We start from the raw sequence: 22,125 nt of genomic DNA, 5'->3' as shown, positions 1-22,125 counted from the left end.
CCACCGGGAGACGGGGAATCGGGTGCTGCCCCCAATCGGGGACACCCACCGGCGACTGGGCTAGTTTGGGGCCGATGACGGCAATCAAACTCGACGGTGAGCTGCTGGCCTCCGAGGTGCGCGACGGCCTGCGCACCCGCATCGCCGCGCTGGCCGAACTCGGCAAAGTCCCCGGCCTGGGCACCCTTCTGGTGGGCGACGACGGCCCGTCGGCCAACTACGTGGCCATGAAGCACCGCGACAGCCAGGAGCTGGGCATGGCCTCCCGTGAGGTCCATTTGCCCGCGGACGCCACCGCCGCCGACGTGGACGCCGTGGTGGACGACTTCAACGCCGACCCGGCCGTGGACGCCTACATCATCCAGTATCCGTTTCCCGGCGACCTGGACTACGAGGCCGCCCTCATGCGGGTGCGGCCCGAAAAGGACGCCGACGGCCTGCACCCGGTGAACCTGGGGCGGCTGGTGCAGGGGGTGGACGCCCCGCTGGCCTGCACCCCGGCGGGCATCCAGATGATGCTGGTGCGCTACGACGTGCCCATCGCCGGCCAACACGTGGTGATCATCGGCCGGGGCCTCACCATCGGGCGGCCCCTGGCCAACCTGTTGTCGCTCAAGCAGCCCAACGCCAACGCCGCGGTCACGGTGGTCCACACTGGGGCGGGCGACATCGCCCGCTACACCCGCACCGCCGACATCCTCATCGCCGCCGCCGGAGCACCGGGCATGGTCACCGCCGACATGGTCAAACCGGGCGCGGCGGTGGTGGCCGCCGGGGTGAGCTTCGTGGACGGCAAGCTGCGGTCCGACGTGGCCGACGACGTGGCCGAGGTGGCCGGTTGGCTGTCACCCCGCATCGGCGGGGTCGGCCCCATGACCCGGGCCCTGCTCATGGCCAACACGGTGGCCGCCGCCGAGCGTTCGGTGGCCCCCGGTGGAGCCCCCGGAGAAGGAGCCTCCCATGGCTGACGCCTACATCATCGACGCCGTTCGCACCCCGATGGGCCGCTTCGGCGGCGGGCTGAGCAGCCACCACCCCGCCGACCTGGGGGCCCACGTGCTGGCGGGCCTGTTCGAGCGCACCGGGGCCGACCCGGCCGCGGTGGACGACTGCATCATGGGCTGCGTCGGCCAAATCGGCGCCCAGGCGTTCAACGTGGCCCGCAACGCCTGGCTGTCGGCCGGGCTGCCCGAGCACGTGCCCGCGGTGACCATCGACCGCCAGTGCGGGTCGTCGCAACAGGCCGTCCACTTCGCCGCCCAGGGCGTGATGTCGGGCACCCAGGACCTGGTGGTGGCGGGCGGCGTGGAGGTGATGAGCCTCATCACCCTCAACAGCCAGGGCGACGTGGGCCCCGACCTGGGCATGCGCTACCCCTTCGACGGCGAGGGTTGGGCCGCCCGCTTCGGCGACGAGGAGGTTCACCAGTTCCGGGGCGGGAATCTCATCGCCGAGCGGTGGGACATCACCCTGGAGGACATGAACGGTCTGGCCCTGCGCAGCCACCGAAACGCCGCTCGGGCCTGGGAGGAAGGCCGCTTCGATCAGGAGGTGCTGGCGGTGGGCGACTGCGCCCGCGACGAGGGCATCCGGCCCGACACCTCCATGGAGAAGATGGCCAAGCTGCGCCCCTTCTCCCACCACGGACCGTTGACCGCGGCCAACTCCAGCCAGATCACCGACGGGGCCGCCGCCCTGCTCGTCGCCTCGGAACGGGCGGTGGCCGACCACGGCCTGGTCCCTCGGGCCCGCATCCACACCATGGCCGTGGTGGGCAGCGATCCGGTGCTCATCCTCACCGGCCCCATCCCGGCCACCGCCAAGGTGCTCGACCGGGCCGACATGGGCCTGGACGACATCGACCTGTTCGAGTGCAACGAGGCCTTCGCCTCGGTGGTGCTGGCCTGGGCCAAGGACACCGGGGTGGACATGGACAAGGTGAACGTGAACGGCGGGGCCATCGCCCTCGGCCACCCCCTGGGGGCCAGCGGGGCCCGCATCATGACCACGCTCTTGCACGAGCTGGAACGCAGTGGGGGCCGTTACGGCCTGCAGACCATGTGCGAGGGTGGCGGCCTGGCCAACGCCACCATCATCGAGAACCTGGCCGCGTAGGCCGAACCCACCCCCACTGCCGGAGCCTGAGGAGGCGAACATGGGAATCCACATCGACCACATCTCCCTCTTGGTGAAGGACCTGGACCAGGCCGAGGCCGACTGGCGCCAGATCCTGGAGGCGCTGGCCCCCGGCCACACCATGAAGGTCACCCGGGGCGCCGGGGCCGACGACGCCGACGGCACCCCGATGCACTGGGTCACGTTCCAGAACCCCGACCCCACCGGGGTGTCCATCCAGTTGTGGGCCGCGGCCGAGCCCGGCCACTGGCCCGACAAAGTGTTGGCCAAGCGGGGGGAATACGTCCACCACATCGCCTTTTGCTCCGACGACTTCGACACCATGATCGACGATGTGCGCGGCGCCGACATCCCCCTGGTGATGGACCAGCACAGTCACCCCGATTCCCAGCCGTGGCTGAAGTGGAACTTCATCCCGCCCGACAAGGCCCACGGCCCCCTCATCGAGCTGGCCACCCGGTACCTGTCGGTGGGCGAAGAGTGGCTCCCCCACCCCGACAACGCCGAGAACCAGCCGCTGGCCGACGAGCTGCACGACCGATTCGCGAGCTGAGACCCGCCGGGTAGCGCCAGCACAGGATCTCCCGCTCGAGCCGACGCCATGTCCGAGTACCCGGTGGGCATCACCATGCCGGTGGAGGACGGGCTGTCCATCGGCTGGCTGGCCGATTTGGTGGCCGACGCCGAGCAGGTCGGCATCGACACCGCCCTGGTGGGCGAGGTGGCCGGACCGGAGGCGTTCGCCACCCTGGGGGCCATGGCGGCCCGCACCGAGCGCATCCGGCTGGGGAGCGGCATCGTGGCCGCCTACACCCGCTCCCCCGCCCTGACGGCCATGGGCTTCGCCACCTTGGCCTCGTTGGCCCCCGGTCGCATCGTGGCGGGCATCGGCGCCAGCAGCCCCATCGTGGTGGGCCGCTGGCACGGCCTGGACTTCGAGCGGCCCCTGGCCACCGTGCGGGAGTTCGCCGGGCTGTTGCGGGCCGCCATGGCCGGGGAGCGCCTGGACCACGACGGCCCCCGGTTCCGCTCCCACGGATTCTCGCTCGATTTGCCCGCCGTGGAGGTGCCCATCTGGCTGGGGGCCATCAACCCCAAGATGCTGGCCCTGGCCGGCGAGCTGGCCGACGCCGCGTTCCTCACGTGGTGTCCGCCCGCCGAGGTGGCAGCCAAGCGCAAGATCGTCCGGACCGCCGCGCTTGACGCCGGGCGCAACCCCGACGAGGTCGCCACCGTGCTGTCGTTTTGGGCCTACACCGGCCCCGACCCCGAGCAGGCCCGAGAGCGGATGCGCCGAGCGGTGCTGGCCTACGCCATGGTGCCCACCCACCGCCCGGCGTTCACCCAGAGCTTCGACGCCCTGCCCGCGGCGGTGGAGGCCTGGCACGCAGGCGACCGGGCCCAGGCCCTCTCGTTGGTGTCCGACGAGGCGGTGGACGCCATGTGCGCCATCGGGCCCGACGCGCTGGCCGACCGCATCGCCGACTATCGGCGGGTGGGTGTGGATCTGCCCATCGTGTTGCTCACCGGGGCCTTTGTGGGCGACACCGTCGGCCCCCGGGCCACGGTGGACACCGTCGCCCACCTGATCGGCCACTGATGGAAACCGCCAGGTTTGACCAATATCGTCCGCAGTGGTTCCATCGGGGCCGACGACCGCGGTCGAACACCGCAGGAAAGAGGGCTTTCCCATGACCAAAACCGATGTTGTCGTGATCGGGGCCGGGGCGGCCGGGTTGAGCGCCGGGGCCCTGTTGGCCGCCGAGGGCCGTTCGGTCACCATCCTGGAGCAGTCGCCCTACCTGGGGGGCCGGGCCCTGGCCGTGGACGACGAGGGGTTCAAGGTGAACCTGGGCGGTCACCTCATCGAGGATCCCGGCTCGGGGCTCACCAAGGTGTTCGAGCACGTGGGCAAGGAGCTGATCCACGGCGAGGTGTCCCACGACATGCCCATCTGGGACAACGACACCGGCACGTGGGGGTCGATCCGCGACCGCTACCCCGACAAGACCGAGGTGAAGAAGGTCATCAAGGCTATCACCGAGAGTTCCTGGGACGAGCTGGAGGAGTGGGACGACCGGCCCCTGCGGGAGTGGCTGGCCCAGCACACCACCGATCAGGGGGTGTACGACCTGTACGAGTTCATCGCCGTGCTGGAGTGCATGACCGACGAATGGTACGACCACTCGGCCAGCGACAACCTGTGGGTGCGCAAGATGCATTACGAGGAGCGGCACATGGCCGCCTACTCCTGTTGGCCCGGCCAGGGCTGGGACGGCATGTGGCAGGACCTGGCCGACGGCTTCACCGAGCACGGCGGCGAGCTGCGGATGCAGACCTCCGCGGGGCGGGTGCTGATCGAGAACGGGGCCGTGGTCGGCGTGTCCATCCCCCACGAGCCCAACGTGCCCAACGACTGGGACGTGGGCGAGGTGATCGAGTGCGACGCCGTCATCTCCACCCTGCCGGTGTGGAACGTGTTCAACGTGGTACCCGAGTGGGAGCTGCCCGAGTGGTACACCAACCAGGTGCGCTACCTGGCCCAGGACCAGTACCGGGTGTCGCTGCTCAACCTGTACTTCGCCACCGAGGAACCGGTGACCATGTTCGACCCCCGGGAGCTGGCCACCTGGGTGGCCACCCCCCACAGCCCCACGCCGGGCTACATGTACGACCAGGCGGCCATGGATCCGAACGGCATCCCCGACGGGATGCACCTGTACTGCACCGGCGGGGTCATCCCGGGGAGCCGGGGCCGGGACCGCCGCTACCTGGAGGACATGTTCGACCGCCTCGAACAAGGGCTCTACGTGATGTATCCCGGCTTGGCCGAGCACGTGTGGAAGCGGCGGGGCCTGGTGTTCAACCCGCCCTTCGGCGTCACCCAAAAGCCCATGCTGGTGGGCAAGTTCCGCCCCCACTGGCGGGCCCCCACCGTCGACGGCCTCTACTTCGCCAGCGAGACCTTCCGCAGCCGGGGCATCGGCACCGACCGGTCGGCCCGGGCCGCCCTCACCTGCGTGGAGGACATCATCGGACGCCGCATCCCCGCCTTCGGGGACGGCTGGCGCTACTAGGCGCCGGCAACCGGGGTCCCCGTCGCCGAGACCAACCGAGACAACGAGCCTGACCCGAGATCCTGACCCGAGATCACGAAACCACGAGACAAGGAGCAACCGATCCCATGGAGTTCACCCTCACCGACGAGCAGACCCTGTTCCAGGAAACCGTCCGCAACTGGGTGGAGAAGGAATGCCCCAAGGACGCGGCCCGCGACTACGAGGCCCAGGAGTTCGAGTACCCCTTCGAGCTGTGGGACAAGATGTCCGACGCCGGCTTCCACGCCATCGGCCTGCCCCCCGAGTTGGGCGGCCAGGGGGGCGACGTGGTCACCCAGATGATCCTCACCCGGGAGCTGGCCCGCTCGCTGGCCGGGCTCACCTGGATCTTCGGCATCTCCTCCTTCTGCGCCAAGTCCATCAACAAGTTCGCTTCCGACGTGGCCCGCGAGGAGCTGATCCCCCAGTTGGCCGAGGGCAAGCTCCGGGTGGCCATCGCCGTCACCGAGCCGTCGGGGGGTACCGACCTCATGGGGGCCATGCGCACCCGGGCCACCAAGGTGGACGGCGGCTGGAGCATCACCGGCCAGAAGATCTGGTCGACGGCCGCCCACGTGTCCGACTACCTGTTCTTGATGGCCCGCTCCGAGGACATCGTGGACAAGCCCGCCAAGGGGGTCACCCTGTTTCTGGTGAAGAACCCGTCGGAGGGCCTGGAGTGCCGCCAGATCCCCAAGGTGGGCATGAAGTCGGTGGGTTCGTGCGAGGTCTTCCTCGACGAGGTGTTCGTGCCCGACGAGTACGTGGTGGGCCAGCCCGGCCAGGGCTTCTACCAAATGCTGTCCACCCTCAACAACGAGCGCATCATGGTGGCCGCCCTGTGTACCGGCATCATCGACGGCTGCATCGAGGAGACCCTCAGCTACCTCATGGAGCGGGAGGCGTTCGGCAAGAAGATCGGGGCCTTCCAGGTGTGGCACCAGAACGTGGCCGACATGGCCATGATGCAAAAGCAGGCCGAGTTGATGACCTACTACGCGGCCTGGAAGTCGGAGTCGGGCGAGGACTGCGGCCGGGAGGCCAACATGGCCAAGGTGGCGGCCTCGGAGTACGCGGGCAAGTGCGCCGACATCGCCATCCAGGTGCTGGGCGGCATGGGGTACGCCCTGGAGACCCATCCCCAGCGCTACTGGCGGGACAGCCGGCTCTACCGCATCGGCCCCATCACCAACGAGATGGCCCGCAACAGCATTGCCGAGACCTTCGGCCTGCCCCGAAGCTTCTAGTGGCCTGATGCCCCGGCAGCAGGTGGAGTCTCGCGTTTGATGGGTGCTGTGCTTCAGGGCCGGGTGGCCCTGGTCACCGGGGCCGGACGGGGCATCGGTTTGGCGGTGGCCGACCGGCTGGCCCGCGACGGGGCTTCAGTGGTGGTGAACGACGTTGACGCCGAGGTGGCGGCCGACGCGGTGGCCGCCATCACCGCCGGCGGGGGCCGAGCCGTGGTCGCACCGGGCTCGGTGAGCGACGCCGCCGAGGCTGCGGGCATGGTGGACACGGCCGGTGAGGCCTTCGGCGGGCTCGACATCCTGGTCAACAACGCGGGCATCACCGCCGACTCCATGGCCCACACCATGACCGACGAGCAGTGGGACCGGGTGTGCGACGTGGTGTTGCGGGGCACGTTCAACCTGTGCCGGGCGGCGCTGCCTGCGTTGCGGGGCAGCCGGGACGACCCGCCACCCCACCACCGCAAGGTGGTCAACATGGCGTCCATCAACGGGATCTACGGGATCGCGGGCAACGTCAACTACTCAGCGGCCAAGGGCGGGGTCATCGCCCTGACCAAGTCGCTGGCCCGGGAATGGGCCCGCCACCGCATCAACGTCAACGCGGTGGCGCCGGGCTACATCGCGGGCACCCGCCTGACCGGGGCCCGCGACGACGCCACCGGCCTGGGCATCCCCGAGTCGGTGATCGAGCGCATCGAGGCGCAGATCCCGATCGGGCGGGCGGGCACGCCCGAGGACGTGGCCGGGGCCTGTGCCTGGCTGGCGTCGCCCGATTCCGACTACGTCACCGGACAGGTGATCGAACTCCACGGAGGCAAAGAGATGGTGGATCTGTTGTGACCACGGAGAAGCTGGCATCGCGGGGCACCCGGCCATGAGCGCGGAGAAGCTGACCACCCTGACCGAGGCCGCCGCGCTGGTACGAGACGGCGACACCGTGGCCATCCAGAACATGGCCACCCAGGCCGCCCCCATGGCCCTGGTGCGGGAGCTGATCCGCCAGGGTCGGCGGGAACTCGGGGTGGTGTGTCTGGTGGGCGGCATCCCGGTGGACTGGCTGGCCGCCGCCGGGGCCATGAACCGCCTGACCGGGGCGGCGGTGTCCATGGAGCAGTTCGGCCTGTGCCAGCGGTTTCGCAAGGCGGTGGAGGCCGGGGCCATCGCCATGGAGGAACTGTCGGAGACCGCGCTGAACGCCCGCCTGGGGGCCGGGGCCCGCAACCTGCCGTTCCTGCCCACCCGAGGCCTGATCGGCACCGACCTGATCGATGTGAACGACAACCTGGTGATGCTGGACGACCCCTTCGGCGGGCCGTCGGTGGTGGCCTGCAAAGCGCTGGTGCCCGACGTGGCCCTGGTACACGCCCACCGGGCCGACCGGTTCGGCAACATCGGCTACGAGCCCACCGCCCTGTGGCCCGACCTGGGCATCATGCCCAAGGCGGCCACCACGGTGATCGTCACCGCCGAGGAGATCGTGGACTCCGAGGTGCTGCGGGCCGACCCCGACCGCACCGTGTTGCCCGGTTTCATGGTGGACGCGGTGGCCGAGGCCCCCTACGGCGCCCATCCCACGTCGTTCTTCCCCCGCTACGGCTACGACACCGCGCTGCACACCGAATGGATCGGCGCCACCCGGGACGACGACGCAGTGGCCGGGTTCCTGGACCGGTACGTGACCGGCCCGGCCGACCACGCCGCCTACCTCGAAGCGGTGGGCGGGGCCGACCGGCTGGCCGCCCTGGAAGCCTGGGAGTCCTGATGAGCAACACCACGAGCAACACCACGAGCAAGACGACCAACACAAGCATGAGCGCCTGGCGGGACAGCCCCCCGGCGGAGGACTGGACCATCGACGAGCTGATGATCGCCCGGTTGGCCGCCTGCTTCGCCGACGGGGACCAGGCCTGCAACGGCATGGCCTCGTTCGTGCCGGTGAGCGCCTTCTGGCTGGCCCGGCTCACCCACGCCCCGGAGCTGGTGTGGCTGGCCGGGGCGGTCGGCCTGGAGCCCCGGCCCGACCGGGTGCCCGCCTCCACCCTGGAGGCCCCGCTGTGGCGCGACTCCATCATGTACGTGGAGCAGTACGGGGACTTCTGGAACTTCGCCCTGAACGGGCGGTGGCTCACCAAGTTCTGCGTGGGGGCGGCCCAGCTCGACCGCTACGGCAACGGCAACAACTCGGTGATAGGGGGCCAGTACCACGCCCCCCGGGTGCGCCTGCCGGGCACCGCCGGGCTGGGCGACATGGGCTCCATCGGCAAGCGGCTCTACTACTGGAATCCCAACCACAACCCCCGTTCCCTGGTCGAAAAAGTGGACTTCATCTCCTGCGCGGGCTACCTGGGCGGGGGCACCGAGCGGGCCGACGCCGGCCTGGAGGGCGGCCCCGAGCTGGTGATCACCAACCTGGGCGTGCTCGACTTCGACCCCGCCACCCGCCACATGCGGGTGGCGTCGCTGCACCCCGGTGTGACCTTCGAGCAGGTGCAGGAGGCCACCGGGTTCGAGCTCCCCGCCCCGGCTGAGCCGGTGCCCACCACCGCGGTGCCCACCGTCGAGCAGGTGCGGCTCATCCGTGAGGTGATCGACCCCGACGGGATGCGCCGCCGGGAGTTCGGACGATGAGGACGGCCCGGCCATGAAGGATCTGGAGATCGGCGTACCCGGTCAGATCATGCCCCCCGCCCACCGGGCGGTGGAATTGGGACAGCGGGCCGAGGCCGACGGGTTCGACGCCCTGTGGTGGCCGTGCCACCTGATGGGCTGGCACCCCGACTCCATCTGGACCCCGGACATGAGCCCGTTGGCCGAGGTGCAGCCCAGCTCCCACGTGTACTTCGATCCCCTGCTGATGATGGGAGCGGTGGGGTCGCAGACCGAGTCCATCAAGGTGGGGGCGGTGGTCACCGACCTGATCCGTCGCCACCCGGCCATGGTGGCCAACATGGCCCTCACCCTCGACCACCTCACCCGAGGGCGGGCCATCCTGGGGCTGGGCTCGGGCGAGATGATGAACGTCACCCCCTACGGCATGAGCTTCCAGCAACCGGTCGGCCGCCTCGAGGAGGGCATCGAGATCATCCGGGCCCTGTGGGCCGCCGACGGCCCCATCGACTACGAGGGGCGCCATCACCGGCTCACAGACGCCGTTATGGGCCTGTCCCCCTACGGCGACGCTCCCCCGCCGATCTGGACTGCGGCCCATGGCCCCCGGATGCTGCGTATCACCGGACGGCTGGCCGACGGTTGGCTGCCCACCAAGCTGGCTCCCGACGTCTACGCCGATTCGCTGGCCACCATTCGTGAAGCCTCGGTGGCCGCCGGTCGGGACGCCGAGGCGGTCACCCCCGGCCTTCTGGCCTACGTGCTGGCCGCCCCCGATGAGGCCACCCTCCGGCGGATGCAGGAAGCCCCGCTGCTGCGGGCCATCATGGTGATGCTGCCCCCGGCCATCTTTCGCCAGTTGGGGGTGGAGCCCCCCGAGGGCTTCCACGAGCTGATACCGGCTTCGGTGCCCCGGGAGCGGGCCGAGGCCATCATCGCGGGCATCCCCCCCAAGGTGGTGGACTACTACTGCTTCTGCGGCACCCCTGAACAGATCGCCGACGAGGTCCGTACTTACTACGACGCCGGGTTGCGCCATCTCATCATGTGGAACGTCACCGCCTTCGGTGATCCCGAGCTGGCGGGCTGGTCGTTCCGGGCCATGCGGGAGGTCAAGGACATCTTGCGGGCCGACGCATGACGGCCACTGCGGGCGACTCGGCCCGGAGCCCCCGGGCGACGGTGGAGGGCTACTTCACCGCGCTGAACGCCGAGGACTGGGACCTCATGGCCTCGGTGCTGGACCCCGGCGTCGAGCTGGTGCCGGTGGGGTCGCGGCCCCGCACGGGATCCGACAAGGCAATTGCCTTCTTCCAGAAGGTGTTTCAACGGTTCCCCGTCCACGACGACCACCCCACCCGCTATCTGGAGGCGGGCACCACGGTGGTGGTGGAGATCGCCTTTTCCGGGGCCACCGCGGAGGGCGTGGCCGTGGCCTTCGACGCGGTGGACGTGTTCGACGTGCACCAAGGGCGCATCCGGCGGCTGTCCCAGTGGTTCGACACCGCTGCCCTGGCCGCCATGCTCTCGGACTGATCCCCGCATGGTTCCCGATCCGCGCTCGGTGGTGGTGGTCGGGTCGGGAGCCGGTTCTCCCTTTGGCGTCGAAACGGACCGGTTGACATGACCTCGGTGGTGGTTGTCGGGTCGGGAGCCGCGGGCCTCACCGCCGCGGTGGCGGCCGCCGAGGTCGGGGCCGCGGTCACCGTGTTGGAACGGGCATCCGTGCTGGGCGGCACCACCGCGCTGTCGGGCGGGTTGGCCTGGCTGCCCGCCAACGGGTGGATGGCCGCCGAGGGTGTGGACGACTCCCCCGCCGAGGCCCGCCGGTACCTCTCGGCCCTGCGGCTGGGCGACGTCGACGACGAAGCGTTGGACCATTTCGTGGATGAGGCCCCGGCGGTGGCCGCATGGATGGAGGCGGCCACCCCCCTGCGGTGGCAGACCGTCCCCTACCCCGACTACCACCCGGAACTGCCCGGTGCCCGCGGTGGGCATCGCCCTCTGGAGCCCCGGCCCCGCCCGGTGCCCCCCGAGCTTGGCCGTCGCATCCGCACCGCCCCCAACGTGACCGCGCCGATCACCTACCGGGAGCTGGCCTCCGGGGTCTTCGACCGCCGGGAGGTGGCCGAGCGGACCGAGAACGGCGTGCTCACCATGGGACGGTCGATGATCGCCTCGCTGGTGGAGGCGGCCGAGGACGCCGGGGTGACCATTCGCGCCGGTTGTGGGGTGGACGGGCTGGTCCGGTCGGGGCAATCCGTCACCGGCGTACGGGTGGGAGACCAGGCGATATCGGGGCGGGTGATCTTGGCCTCGGGCGGGTTCGAGCGGGATCCGGGGCTGGCGCGGACTTTCCTGCGGGGACCGATGACCGGACCGGTGGGCGCCCCGGGCGCCGACGGTACCGCCCTGCGGCTGGGGATGGCGGTCGGGGCCGAGTTGGGCAACATGGCCGAGGCCTGGTGGTGCCCGGCCCTCACCGTGCCCGACGAAACCATCGACGACGAGGCCTTCCACCGGCTGGTGCTCACCGAGCGGGCCCGGCCTCGTTCGCTGATGGTGGACGTCCGGGGGCGGCGGTTCGTGAACGAGGCCCGCAACTACAACGACGTGGGCCGGGCCATGCACGCCTTCGACCCCACCGGCTTCCGCTTCCTGGCCGCCACCGCCTGGTTGGTGTTCGACGCGGGCTACCGCGACGCCTACCACCTGGGTCCGCTGCGCCGCGGCCACCCCGACCCGCCGTGGGTGCTTCGGTCCGACACCCTGGCCGGTCTGGCCGATTCCATGGGCGTGGACGCCGCCGAACTCACCGCCACCGTGGCCCGGTTCAACGAGATGGCCCGCGCCGGGGACGATCCCGATTTCGGCCGGGGTCGTTCCCGCTACGACCGCTTTGTCGGCGACCCCGGCGCCCCCCATCCCACCCTCGGGCCGGTGGATCGCCCCCCGTTCTTCGCCGTGCGCCTCCATCCGGGCTGTTTGGGCACCAAGGGCGGCCCCCGCACCGACCGCCACGGTCGGGTGCGTCACGGCGACGGCGGCGTGATCGAGGGTCTGTACGCCGCAGGCAACGCCGCGGCCAGCCCCCTCGGGGCCGCCTACCCCGGCGCCGGGGGCACCATCGGCCCCATCCTGGTGGCCGCCCACGCCGCCGGGCGCGCCGCGGGCCGGGCCGCCGGCACGGGGAGCTGACCGAGAAATCTGTCCCGACCGGGGAACCCAGTTGCAACCCCCGGTCGTCAAAACCCCCCAAATGATGCCGCGGGCATCCGCGACTCCGAGGGGGCCACATGACAACCAGCAGGGACATCACTCTCCGGTCAATCCAGTGGACCAGGGCAGCGACGGCGGCACTGGCCGTGATGCTGGCCCTCAGCGTGGTGGCCCAGGCCTGCAGCCGTGACGGAGGCAATGACGCGGCCGAGGGCCAAGCGGCACCGTTCTTCGAGGAGCAGGACGACACTGCATGGGAGTGGGAATGGACGAGGGAAGGCGACGACTCCGGCACTGGCCAGAACGACTCGGACAGCCCAGCATCGGGAGAGTGGCCCGCCGACTATTCCGACGACAGCGGCCCCGACCAGAGCTACGACAACGGCTCGGCATCGGAACAGTGGCTCGACGAAGGCCCTGCCTCGGGGAACCCGGACTCCGGCCCGGACCTGGAACCCATGAGCGGCGACTCCGGCCCCGACCCCGCCGAGGCGCCCATGGCGTCCTCCGCCGGGGAGTCGGCCACCCGGTCGGCACAGTCAGCACAGCCGGCCGCAACCAGCCCGGTGCCCCCGCCCCCCGACGGGCAGCGCCGGCGGCCCTGCCGGAACTGCGATCCCGACACCTTCCAGGACTACGGCGTCAACCCTTTCGTGGACACCTGGAGCGACCCGCTCTCCACCTTCGCCCTCGACGTGGATACCGCGTCCTACGCCGTGACCCGCAACTTCCTGCAAGGCGGACAGCTCCCGCCGATCGAAGCGGTGCGCGTCGAGGAGTTCGTCAACTACTTCGACGGGGGCTACGAGAGCGTCACCGATGAGTTCATGATCAGCCTCGAAGCGGCCCCGACCCCGTTCACCGACTCGCGCGACCTGTTGCTGCGGGTGGGCGTCCAAGCGCCCCGGCGGGTCTCCCACGCCGCCCAGCCCGACACCGTGGTGCTGGTGATGGACCGCTCGGGGTCGATGGACGAGCCCACCGGCAATCGCAACCAACCCATGTCGAGGATGACCTTGGCCCACCGGGCGGTGGAGCTGTTGATCTCCGGTCTGCCCCGCCACACCAGGGTCGGCGTGGTCGCCTACGAGAGCGGTTCGTCCACCGTGCTGGAGCCGACGGTGATCGACGGCAACGCCAAGTCGATCATGGACCGAATCCGCTCGGAGGTGGTTCCCGGCGGGTCCACCAACGTGGAGTCGGGCCTGGTGCGGGGCTTCGACATGGCCCTGGCGGAGGCCGACGCCCGGCGCCAGGTGCTGGTGCTGTTGTTGTCCGACGGGGTGGCCAACGTGGGCGCCACCCGCACCGACGAGATCCTGAGATCCATCGGCGAGCGGGCCGACATCGGCCTGTCCACCATCGGTGTGGGCCTCGGCCCGTTCAACGATGAGCTGATGGAACAGCTCGCCAACCGGGCCGACGGTACCTACCACTACATCGACACCCCGTCGGAAGCGGTGCGGATCTTCGTGGACGATCGGGACGGGCTCCTCACCCATGTGGCCCGCGACGCCAAGGTGCAGGTGGAGTTCAATCCCGAGTTGGTGCGCTCCTACCGCTTGTTGGGTTTCGAGAACCGCGACGTGGCCGACGAGGCCTTCCGCGACGACAGTGTCGACGCCGGAGAACTGGGGGTGGGGCACAGCTCCACTGCCCTCTACGAACTGGAGTTCAACGACGAAGCGGTCCGGGCACGCGACACCCTGGCCACGGTCAAGATGCGCTACCTGCGGCCCGCCACCGGCACGGTGGTCGAGTTGATCACGGTCCTCACCGCTTCGGGGACCGAGCGCCGGTACGCCGACACCAGCCCCCACTTCCGGCTGGCCGCGGTGGCCGCGGAGTTGGCCGAAGTGCTGCGTGGGAGCCCGTACACCACCCGCCGGTCCCTGCCCGAGGTCATCGACCAGGCCGACGAACTGGAGGGCCTGTTGCCGCGCGACCCCGATGTCGCCGAGCTGGCCGAGTTGGCCCGCACGGCCCAGGACCTCCTGGAGCGACCGGCCCGGCGATAGCCGTCCGACACCCTCCTCGTGGGGACGGGGCCGGGCCGGCGGGTGGCGGAGCGACCCACTGGGCCCGGCACCGACGGGGGCCGGTGCGCGAAGCTACGGGGATGAGCACGTGGATTGAGGTGACCACCTACGGGGATCTGCTGGTACGGGCCACCGCCCGCTACGGCGACGGCGACGCGGTGGTGTTCCCCGACCGCCGCCACAGCTTCGCCTCCCTGGAGGCGGCCGCCCGACGGTCGGCCCGGTCGCTCCTCGGGTTGGGGGTGCGCCCCAAGGACCGGGTCGGCATCCTCATGCCCAACTGCATGGACTTCGTGGAGGTGATGTTCGGCGCGGCGCTGATCGGGGCCGTCCCCGTCCCCATCAACGCCCGCTTCAAGGGCCGGGAGCTGGCCTACGTCACCGAGAACGCCGACCTGAAGGTGCTGGTCACCAGCGACATCATCGACCAGCACACCGACTACGTGGTGATCCTGCACGACTGCCTCCCCGGCCTGGCCGACGCTCCCGATCCGGCCCACCTCAACCTGGATTGCGCCCCCGAACTCACCGCGGTGGTCCTCCTGGGTGACTCCTCGCCCGCAGGGATGGTGGAGCGGGCCGCCTTCGAAGCCCTGGCCGACCACGCCACCGACGACGAGGTGGAGTTGCTCCGCAGCCAGGTGGCCATCCGGGACCCGGCCCTCATGATCTACACCTCGGGCACCACCGCCGAACCCAAGGGCTGCCCCCTGAATCACGAGGCGCTGGTGCGCACCGCGGTGACCGCTTGTCGCACCCGGTTCGAGCTCACCGGCCAGGACGTCTTCTGGGATCCGCTCCCCCTGTTCCACATGAGTTCGATCCTGCCGCTCATCGGCTGTCTGGACGCGGGCTCGTCGTACGTGACCATGACCCACTTCGAACCGGGCGCGGCCATCGCCCAGATGCGCGACGAGAAAGCCACGGTGTGCTTTTCCACCTTCCCGCCGGTCACCCAGGCCATGATCAACCATCCCGACTGGGACGCCGAGGAGTTCCAGCGCATCCGGCTGATGAACAACGTGGCCCCGCCCGACGCCCTGCGGGCCATCCACGCCCAACTCCCCTGGGCCCGCCACACCAACGCCTACGGGCTGACCGAGTGCGGCGGCGTGGTGGCCTTCTCCGGCCCCGAAGACCCGCCCGAGACGTGGGCGGTGGCCTCGGGCCGCCCGTTCCGGGGCATCGAGGTCAAGATCAAAGACCTGGAGACCCGGGAAGCGGTGACCGAGCCCAACCAGCGAGGCGAGATCTGGGTGCGGGGCTACAACCTGTTCGAGGGCTACCACAAGGACCCGGCCAAGAACGCCGAGTGCTTCGACGACGACGGGTGGTTCTTCACCGGCGACATCGGCGCCCTCGACCCCGACGGGCGCATCAGCTACCTGGGCCGCACCAAGGACATGCTCAAGGTGGGGGGCGAGAACGTGGCCGCGGTGGAGATCGAGAGCTACCTGCAGACCCACCCGGCGGTGGCCATCGCCCAAGTGGTGCCGCTGCCCGACGAGAAGTACCAGGAGGTGCCCGCCGCCTTCTGCGAACTCAAGCCGGGTGCCGAGGCCGGCGAGGAAGAACTGATCGAGTTCTGCCGAGGCCAGATCGCGGGCTTCAAGATCCCCCGCCACGTCCGTTTCGTGCGGGCCGACGAGTGGCCCCTTTCGGCCACCAAGATCCAGAAGTTCCGCCTGGCCGAGAAGCTCCGAGCCGAACTGGGCCTCTGAGCGACCGATCCGGCCCGGCTACTCCCGGTAGCCGGAGGGCAGGTGGTCGACGTGCCAGACCTGGCTGCGCCACCAGCGCCATCGTCCGGCCACCACGTCCTCGACCGTGCAATGGGGGTGGGGCTCCAACCACCCCAGCTCGGAGTTGACGATCTGAAACAGGCAGCCGTGCCCCGACGAGGGCCGCACGAAAGTCTCGCGCCAGTGGGGCTCCTGCAGATCGGTGTCCACCACCTCGTAGCCGGCGGCCTCCAGGTCGGCGATGGTGGCCTCCACATCGTCCACGAAGATGGTGGCGTGGTGGAAGCCCTCGCCGTGGCGTTCGATGTACCGGTGGAGGTAGCTCTGCTCCGACAGCGGCTCCAGCAACTCCACCTTCACGGTGGCAGGCAGCTTGAACATGGCGGTGCGGATGCCGAGCGGCACGTCGTCGCCGCCCATCACGAACTGCCCGCCGAACACGTCGCGGAACAGGGGCACGGCGGCACCGAGAGAGCGCACCGCGATGGCGATGTGGTCAAAGCGTTGAATGCGGGCCGCCGTCGTCGGGTTGGCGGCCAAGCCGGCGGGATAGCCGTCGGCCCCCATCGTTCTCCAACCCATGGCAAGCTCCCCTTTGCCTCGGCATATTCCTCGGGCGGTGGCCCGGTGTGGTATCTAGCAGGGTATGGGCGTGCTTGACGAAGCGGCTGACCGGCCCCCCACCATCGGGACCTGGATCCGGGACAAGGCCGAGCGCAACGGGGATCGGTTGGCCCTGACGGTGGAGGGGCGACACAAGACCTACGCCGGTGTCCATCAAGACTCCGACCGGCTGGCCGCGGGGCTGGCCTCGCTCGGTCTCGGGCCCGACGACCGGTCGTGTCTGATGATGCAGAACTCGCTGGAGTGCATCGACGCCTGGTTCGCCATGGCCAAGGCCGGGGTGGTGGAGGTGCCCGTCAACCAGGCCTACCGGGGGCACCTCCTGGAGTACCTGATCGGCCAGTCCCGGTCCCGGGCGGTGGTGTGCGACGCCGACTACCTCGACCGCATCGCCGAGGGGGCCACGGCCCTGCCCAACCTGGAACACGTGGTGGTCAACCGGGCCGAGGGTGCGGCCCGAGAAACCGGCACCCCGGAGTTTCCCGCTCACGTGAACGTACACGAGTTGGCCGATCTGTACCGGGACGCACCGGCACCCGAGCCCGACCTGGACTGGCGGGACACCGCCGTCATCCTCTACACCTCGGGCACCACCGGGCCGTCCAAGGGCGTGGTGCTGTGCCACGAGGCCAACCTGAACCTGGCCCGCCACACCGTGGACCTGGTGGGCTACGGCCCCGACGACGTGCTCTACACGGCTTTCCCGCTGTTCCACATCAACGCCAAGTACACCAGCGTCATGTGCGCCATGGAGGCCGACGCCCGGCTCATCATGGACCGGCGATTCTCGGCCAGCCGGTTCTGGGACCGCTGCCGTGCCGACGGCATCACCGCCTTCAACTACCAGGGCGGGCTGCTCATGATGCTGTGGAAGCAGCCCGAGCGGCCCGACGACGCCGACAACCCGGTGCGCAACGGCTTCGGCGCCCCCTGCCCGGTGGACATCTGGGCCCCGTTCGAGGAGCGGTTCGGCGTCCACCTCACCGAGGTGTACGGCATGACCGAGGTGGCCATCACCACCGAGAACCGCCGGGGCCGGCGCAAGATCGGCACCGCCGGTCGGGAGTCGCCCCTGTACCACGTGATGGTGGTGGATTCCCAGGACCGACCGGTGCCTGCGGGCACCGCCGGGGAGATCGTGGTGCGACCCAAGCGGCCCCACATCATGATCGACCGCTATTTCGACATGCCCGACGCCACCGTGGAGGCCTTTCGCAACCTCTGGTTCCACACCGGAGACCGGGGCCGCCTGGACGAGGACGGCTATCTGACCTTCATCGACCGGATGAAGGACTGTGTGCGCCGCCGGGGCGAGAACATCTCCTCCTACGAGGTGGAGGCGGTGATCAACACCTGCGACGCGGTGCTGGAATCGGCGGTCATCGGGGTGCCCTCCGAGTTGGGCGAGGAGGAGGTGATGGCGGTGGTGGTGCGCAAAACCGACCACGACCTGAGCGAGATCGAGCTGCTCGACCACTGCGTCCCCCGAATGGCCCACTTCGCCGTGCCCCGCTACGTGCGCTGGGCCGACGAGCTGCCCAAGACCCCCTCCGAGCGGGTGCAGAAGTTCAAGCTCCGGGAATCCGGTGTTACCCCCGACACCTGGGACCGCGACGCCGCGGGCTACGTGGTGCCGAGGTGAGCGCGCTCCCGATTGGCCCTGTCTCTCGGCTGTTCGAGTCCGGTGACGGGGGCCGTATAGTACGGCGGTCGAAGGCTTGGTCGACGCCCAGCCGGGGAACCAACCGATCCGTGAGCGAGATCCGATGAGCAAGATCACCACCGTTGAGCAGGCCGTGGCCGACATCCCCGACGGCGCCACCGTGGCCATCGGCGGGTTGTCCATGAACAGCGCGCCCATGGCCCTGGTGCGCGAGCTGGTCCGCCAACAGAAGCAGGACCTCACCCTGGTGGCCATCGTTTCGGGCATGGCGGTGGACTGGCTGGTGGCCGGGGGGTGCGTTCGCAAGGTGATCGCCGGGCTGGTCAGCTTCGAGGGCCTCGGGCTGGCCCCCAACTTCCGGGCCGCCGTGCAGGCGGGAAAGGTCGAGATCGAGGAGTACAGCGAACACCTGCTGATCTGCCGTCTGCAGGCCCAGAGTTCCAACCTGCCGTTCGTGCCCACCAAGGCCGGGCTGGGCACCGACGTGCTCGGGCTGCACGCCGCGTCGGGCACGGTGCGGGAGGAGAAGGACGGCCCCACCGGGGAACGGTACGTGGCCTGTGCCCGGCTCCCGGTGGACGTGGCCCTCGTCCATGCCCACGAGGCCGACGACCGGGGCAACACCCGGGTCAACCCCAAACTGGTGTGGATGGACAACGAGATCGTCAACGCGGCCACCCGCACGGTGGCCTCCGTCGAGCGGGTGGTGGACACCGCCGAGTTCTCCGGGGCGCCGGAGCGCACCACCTACCCCCGCTTCATGATCGACGCGGTGGCCCCCGCCCTGCAGGGGGCCTACCCCAGCTCCTGCTTCCCCGAGTACCGCCACGACTCGGGGTTCTTCGAGGCCTACTCCCGGGCCGCGCGTGATCCCGAGGGGTTTGCCCGGTTCTTCCGGGAGCAGGTGGTGGAGCCGCCCCACTGGGAGGACTTCCTGGCGGCCAACGGCGCCTCGGCGGCGGGGGCCCGTCCATGAGCGCCCCGGTGCCCGGCTACGACTGCACCGTCGACGAGCTGATGGTGGTGGCCTTCTCCCGGGCCATGGCCAACGACACCCGGGCCTTCAACGGGGCGGTGTCGTTCATCCCCGTGTGCGGCTACCTGCTGGCCCGCCGCACCCACGCCCCCGAGCTGGTGTGGGCGGCCAGCTCCATCGCCGTCGACGCCGACCCCGACGAGATCGGCGACTCCACCCTGTCGGACTCCCTGTGGGGCGGGGCCACCATGCTGAGCAACTCCCCGTTCGACTTCTGGGCCTACGCCCAGGGCGCCCGCTACAACACCTTCGCCTTCCGGGGGGCGCAGATGGACGCCTACGGCAACGTCAACAACACGGTGATCGGCCCCTACGACGCCCCCAAGGTCCGGTTGCCCGGCGGTGGCGGCATGGCCGACCTCGGGGCCATGATCCACCGGATCTTCCTGTGGTCGTCCACCCACAACCCCCGCACCTTCGTGGAGCGCCTCGACTTCCGCTCCGGCATGGGCTGGGGCGACGGCGGCGACCACCGGCAGCGCCTGGGCATGCCGGGGGGACCCCGGTTGTGCATCACCAACCTGTGCGTATTCGACTTCGAGCCGCACACCAAGCGGATGCGGCTGGCCTCGCTGCATCCCGGCGTGACCGCCGAGCAGGTGCAGGAAGCCACCGGATTCGAGGTGACCATGCCCCAGGGGGAGATTCCCGTGACCGCCCGTCCCAGCGACCGGGAACTGCACCTCCTGCGCACCGAGGTGGACCCCACCGGCGCCCGCCTCCGGGAGTTCTGAGCCATGCGGGTCTCGGAATCGGTTGCGCTGGTCACCGGTGGCGCGTCGGGCCTGGGGGCGGGCGTGGTGAGGACGCTCGTAGACCAAGGCGGTCGAGCGGTGGTGCTGGACCTGCCCACCTCGGCGGGCCAGGAGATGGCCGACGACCTGGGCGACGCGGTGGCCTTCGTGGCCGTGGACGTCACCGATCCCGACGACGTGGCCCGGGCGGTCCCGGAGGCGGCAAGGGCCCACGGCCGGGTCGACGTGCTGGTGAGCTGTGCGGGCATCAGCTCGGGCCAGCGAATCGTGTCGCGCGACGGCACCCCCCGGCCCCTGGAGCACTTCCGCCGCCACATCGACGTGAACCTGGTGGGGCTGTTCGACGTGGCCCGCCACACGGTGTCGGCCATGACGGGCAACGAGCCCAACGCCGAGGGCGAGCGGGGGCTCATCGTGAACATCGCCTCCATCGCCGGTTACGAGGGCCAGATCGGGCAGGCGTCCTACGGGGCCTCCAAGGCGGGGGTGATCGGGCTGACCCTGCCCATGGCCCGTGATCTGGCCGTGTGGGGCATCCGGGTGATGGCCATCGCCCCCGGCACCATGGACACCCCCATGCTGGCCACCCTCAACGAGGAGTTCATCGACAAGCTGGTGGCCGACAACATCTTCCCCCACCGCCTGGGCACGCCCGGCGATGTGGGCGCACTGGTGGCCCACTTCATGGAGAACACCTTCTTGAACGGCGAGGTCGTCCGCCTCGACGCCGGCCTCCGCCTCACCACCAACTGAACCGACCGGCCGAAGCGGAACTCGCCACCAACTGAACCGACCGGAGACGAGTCACCGCCGGCAAGCGGCGGCCGAGGCAGGGAGGGGAAATCGCCCCGGCCGCCGGTTGCTGTTCAGCGCATCACCCGCCGATGCGCTCTCCGCCGGGGCCGAAAACGTGGATCGGGCCCCGACACCCCACCATGACGTTGTCACCCCGCTGGATCATCGTTTCCCCTTCGGCCCGAACGACGAGGACCAAGGGGTCGCCCTGATGCTGGATGGTGACGTGGACATACGACTCGGAACCCAGCTCCTCCACCACCGAAACCTCACCCGGAATACCCGCATCGCAGAGGTGAAGATGCTCGGGTCGGATTCCCACCGTGTAGGCGCCCGCAGCGGCAAGATCCCGGGCCACCGTCTCCTCGAGCGAGAGGGCGAGTGACCCAAGGCGGACTGCCCGGCCTTCGCCGACCTCCACCTCCACCAGATTCATGGCCGGCGAACCGATGAAGCCGGCCACGAACAGATTGGCCGGGCGGCTGTAGAGCGTGCGCGGCCGGTCGACTTGCTGCAGGATCCCGTCCTTGAGCACGGCAACCCGGTGGCCCATGGTCATGGCCTCCACCTGATCGTGGGTGACGTACACGGTGGTGACGCCCAACCTGGCCTGGAGATCGGCCAGCTCCGTCCGGGTCTGGACTCTCAGTTTGGCGTCGAGGTTGGAGAGTGGCTCGTCCATCAGGAACACCTGCGGGCGACGCACGATGGCGCGACCCATGGCCACCCGCTGTCGCTGGCCACCCGAGAGGTGCTTCGGCTTGCGCTGCAGGAACGGCTCCAGGTCGAGAATGCGGGCGGCTTCTCGCACCCTGGTGGCCCGGTCCGGTTTGGCGATCCCCTGTTGCTTCAAGGCGAATCCCATGTTCGCCTCCACGGTCATGTTCGGGTAGAGGGCATAGTTCTGAAAGACCATGGCGATGTCACGGTCCTGCGGCGGCATCAAGGTCACGTCCTCGCCGCCGATGAACACGCTGCCCTTGTCGATGAACTCCAGCCCCGCCAGCATCCGCAGCGCGGTGGACTTCCCCGAGCCCGACGGGCCCACCAGCACCAGCAACTCGCCGTCGGGGATCTCCAGGTCGAGCGCCGACACCGCGGCGATGTCGGTACCCGGGTAGATCCGGCTGGCGTTCTCGTATCGGACCTCAGCCATGGGCG

General features: G+C 69.9%; 20 protein-coding genes. 18 read left to right on the top strand and 2 right to left on the bottom strand.

The genetic code is table 11. The annotated features are described in order from the left end of the window. Positions 1-74: 74 nt before the first annotated feature. The 14 genes from ACOQPQ_RS03190 (at position 75) to ACOQPQ_RS03125 (ending at position 16,070) form a co-directional block, all read left to right on the top strand. On the top strand, positions 75-968 hold the full coding sequence (locus tag ACOQPQ_RS03190) for a bifunctional 5,10-methylenetetrahydrofolate dehydrogenase/5,10-methenyltetrahydrofolate cyclohydrolase (protein ID WP_420638000.1): 894 nt from the start codon (positions 75-77) through the stop codon (positions 966-968). Next, on the top strand, positions 961-2,115 hold the full coding sequence (locus tag ACOQPQ_RS03185) for an acetyl-CoA C-acetyltransferase (RefSeq protein WP_420637999.1): 1,155 nt from the start codon (positions 961-963) through the stop codon (positions 2,113-2,115). The genes ACOQPQ_RS03190 and ACOQPQ_RS03185 overlap by 8 nt, the downstream gene beginning before the upstream one ends. A 40-nt stretch (positions 2,116-2,155) precedes the next feature. After that, a complete protein-coding gene (locus ACOQPQ_RS03180) occupies positions 2,156-2,689 on the top strand; it encodes a VOC family protein (protein WP_420637998.1) in 534 nt (177 codons plus the stop codon). Positions 2,690-2,737: 48 nt separating this feature from the next. Then, entirely contained in the window at positions 2,738-3,736 is a 999-nt protein-coding gene (locus tag ACOQPQ_RS03175; RefSeq protein WP_420637997.1) for an LLM class flavin-dependent oxidoreductase, read from the top strand. Positions 3,737-3,827: 91 nt separating this feature from the next. After that, positions 3,828-5,213 (top strand): phytoene desaturase family protein, encoded by a 1,386-nt coding sequence (locus ACOQPQ_RS03170; RefSeq protein ID WP_420637996.1) that lies wholly within the window; start codon positions 3,828-3,830, stop codon positions 5,211-5,213. 107 nt (positions 5,214-5,320) lie between these two features. Further along, positions 5,321-6,481 (top strand): acyl-CoA dehydrogenase family protein, encoded by a 1,161-nt coding sequence (locus tag ACOQPQ_RS03165; protein WP_420637995.1) that lies wholly within the window; start codon positions 5,321-5,323, stop codon positions 6,479-6,481. Positions 6,482-6,520: 39 nt separating this feature from the next. Beyond that, positions 6,521-7,324, top strand: a complete 804-nt coding sequence (locus tag ACOQPQ_RS03160; protein ID WP_420637994.1) for a glucose 1-dehydrogenase — start codon at positions 6,521-6,523, stop codon at positions 7,322-7,324. 34 nt (positions 7,325-7,358) lie between these two features. After that, positions 7,359-8,246, top strand: a complete 888-nt coding sequence (locus tag ACOQPQ_RS03155) for a CoA transferase subunit A (protein WP_420637993.1) — start codon at positions 7,359-7,361, stop codon at positions 8,244-8,246. Beyond that, entirely contained in the window at positions 8,246-9,112 is an 867-nt protein-coding gene (locus ACOQPQ_RS03150) for a CoA-transferase subunit beta (protein WP_420637992.1), read from the top strand. The genes ACOQPQ_RS03155 and ACOQPQ_RS03150 overlap by 1 nt, the downstream gene beginning before the upstream one ends. 13 nt (positions 9,113-9,125) lie before the next feature. Continuing rightward, a complete protein-coding gene (locus tag ACOQPQ_RS03145; protein WP_420637991.1) occupies positions 9,126-10,232 on the top strand; it encodes an LLM class flavin-dependent oxidoreductase in 1,107 nt (368 codons plus the stop codon). Continuing rightward, positions 10,229-10,627, top strand: a complete 399-nt coding sequence (locus ACOQPQ_RS03140; RefSeq protein WP_420637990.1) for a nuclear transport factor 2 family protein — start codon at positions 10,229-10,231, stop codon at positions 10,625-10,627. The genes ACOQPQ_RS03145 and ACOQPQ_RS03140 overlap by 4 nt, the downstream gene beginning before the upstream one ends. A gap of 87 nt (positions 10,628-10,714) precedes the next feature. Further along, entirely contained in the window at positions 10,715-12,289 is a 1,575-nt protein-coding gene (locus ACOQPQ_RS03135) for an FAD-dependent oxidoreductase (RefSeq protein ID WP_420637989.1), read from the top strand. A 98-nt stretch (positions 12,290-12,387) separates the two neighbouring features. Further along, the gene (locus ACOQPQ_RS03130) at positions 12,388-14,328 is read left to right on the top strand and encodes a YfbK domain-containing protein (RefSeq protein ID WP_420637988.1); all 1,941 of its coding nucleotides are present in this window, start codon (positions 12,388-12,390) and stop codon (positions 14,326-14,328) included. A 101-nt stretch (positions 14,329-14,429) separates the two neighbouring features. Further along, positions 14,430-16,070, top strand: a complete 1,641-nt coding sequence (locus ACOQPQ_RS03125) for a class I adenylate-forming enzyme family protein (RefSeq protein WP_420637987.1) — start codon at positions 14,430-14,432, stop codon at positions 16,068-16,070. A gap of 18 nt (positions 16,071-16,088) precedes the next feature. On the opposite strand, the gene ACOQPQ_RS03120 is transcribed toward ACOQPQ_RS03125, so the two are convergent. Then, positions 16,089-16,673: a VOC family protein gene (locus tag ACOQPQ_RS03120; protein WP_420637986.1), complete on the bottom strand. Its 585-nt coding sequence runs from the start codon at positions 16,671-16,673 to the stop codon at positions 16,089-16,091. 70 nt (positions 16,674-16,743) lie between these two features. On the opposite strand from ACOQPQ_RS03120, the gene ACOQPQ_RS03115 reads away from it, so the two are divergent. From ACOQPQ_RS03115 to ACOQPQ_RS03100, 4 genes are all read left to right on the top strand, one after another. Further along, the gene (locus ACOQPQ_RS03115) at positions 16,744-18,357 is read left to right on the top strand and encodes an AMP-binding protein (RefSeq protein ID WP_420637985.1); all 1,614 of its coding nucleotides are present in this window, start codon (positions 16,744-16,746) and stop codon (positions 18,355-18,357) included. A 124-nt stretch (positions 18,358-18,481) separates the two neighbouring features. Beyond that, positions 18,482-19,354, top strand: coding sequence for a CoA transferase subunit A (locus tag ACOQPQ_RS03110; RefSeq protein WP_420637984.1), 873 nt, complete (start codon positions 18,482-18,484; stop codon positions 19,352-19,354). Then, the gene (locus ACOQPQ_RS03105) at positions 19,351-20,148 is read left to right on the top strand and encodes a CoA-transferase subunit beta (RefSeq protein ID WP_420637983.1); all 798 of its coding nucleotides are present in this window, start codon (positions 19,351-19,353) and stop codon (positions 20,146-20,148) included. Before ACOQPQ_RS03110 ends, ACOQPQ_RS03105 begins: the two co-directional genes overlap by 4 nt. Positions 20,149-20,151: 3 nt before the next feature. Next, entirely contained in the window at positions 20,152-20,922 is a 771-nt protein-coding gene (locus ACOQPQ_RS03100) for an SDR family NAD(P)-dependent oxidoreductase (protein WP_420637982.1), read from the top strand. 121 nt (positions 20,923-21,043) lie between these two features. Here the strand turns inward: ACOQPQ_RS03100 and ACOQPQ_RS03095 are convergent, their stop codons facing one another. Beyond that, positions 21,044-22,120: an ABC transporter ATP-binding protein gene (locus ACOQPQ_RS03095; RefSeq protein ID WP_420637981.1), complete on the bottom strand. Its 1,077-nt coding sequence runs from the start codon at positions 22,118-22,120 to the stop codon at positions 21,044-21,046. Positions 22,121-22,125 lie beyond the last annotated feature (5 nt).

Source organism: Candidatus Poriferisocius sp. (assembly GCF_965219775.1).
Lineage (GTDB): Bacteria > Actinomycetota > Acidimicrobiia > Acidimicrobiales > Bin134 > Poriferisocius.
Note: the sequence above shows the minus strand (reverse complement) of the source record. Positions and strands in the feature narration are given on the sequence as shown.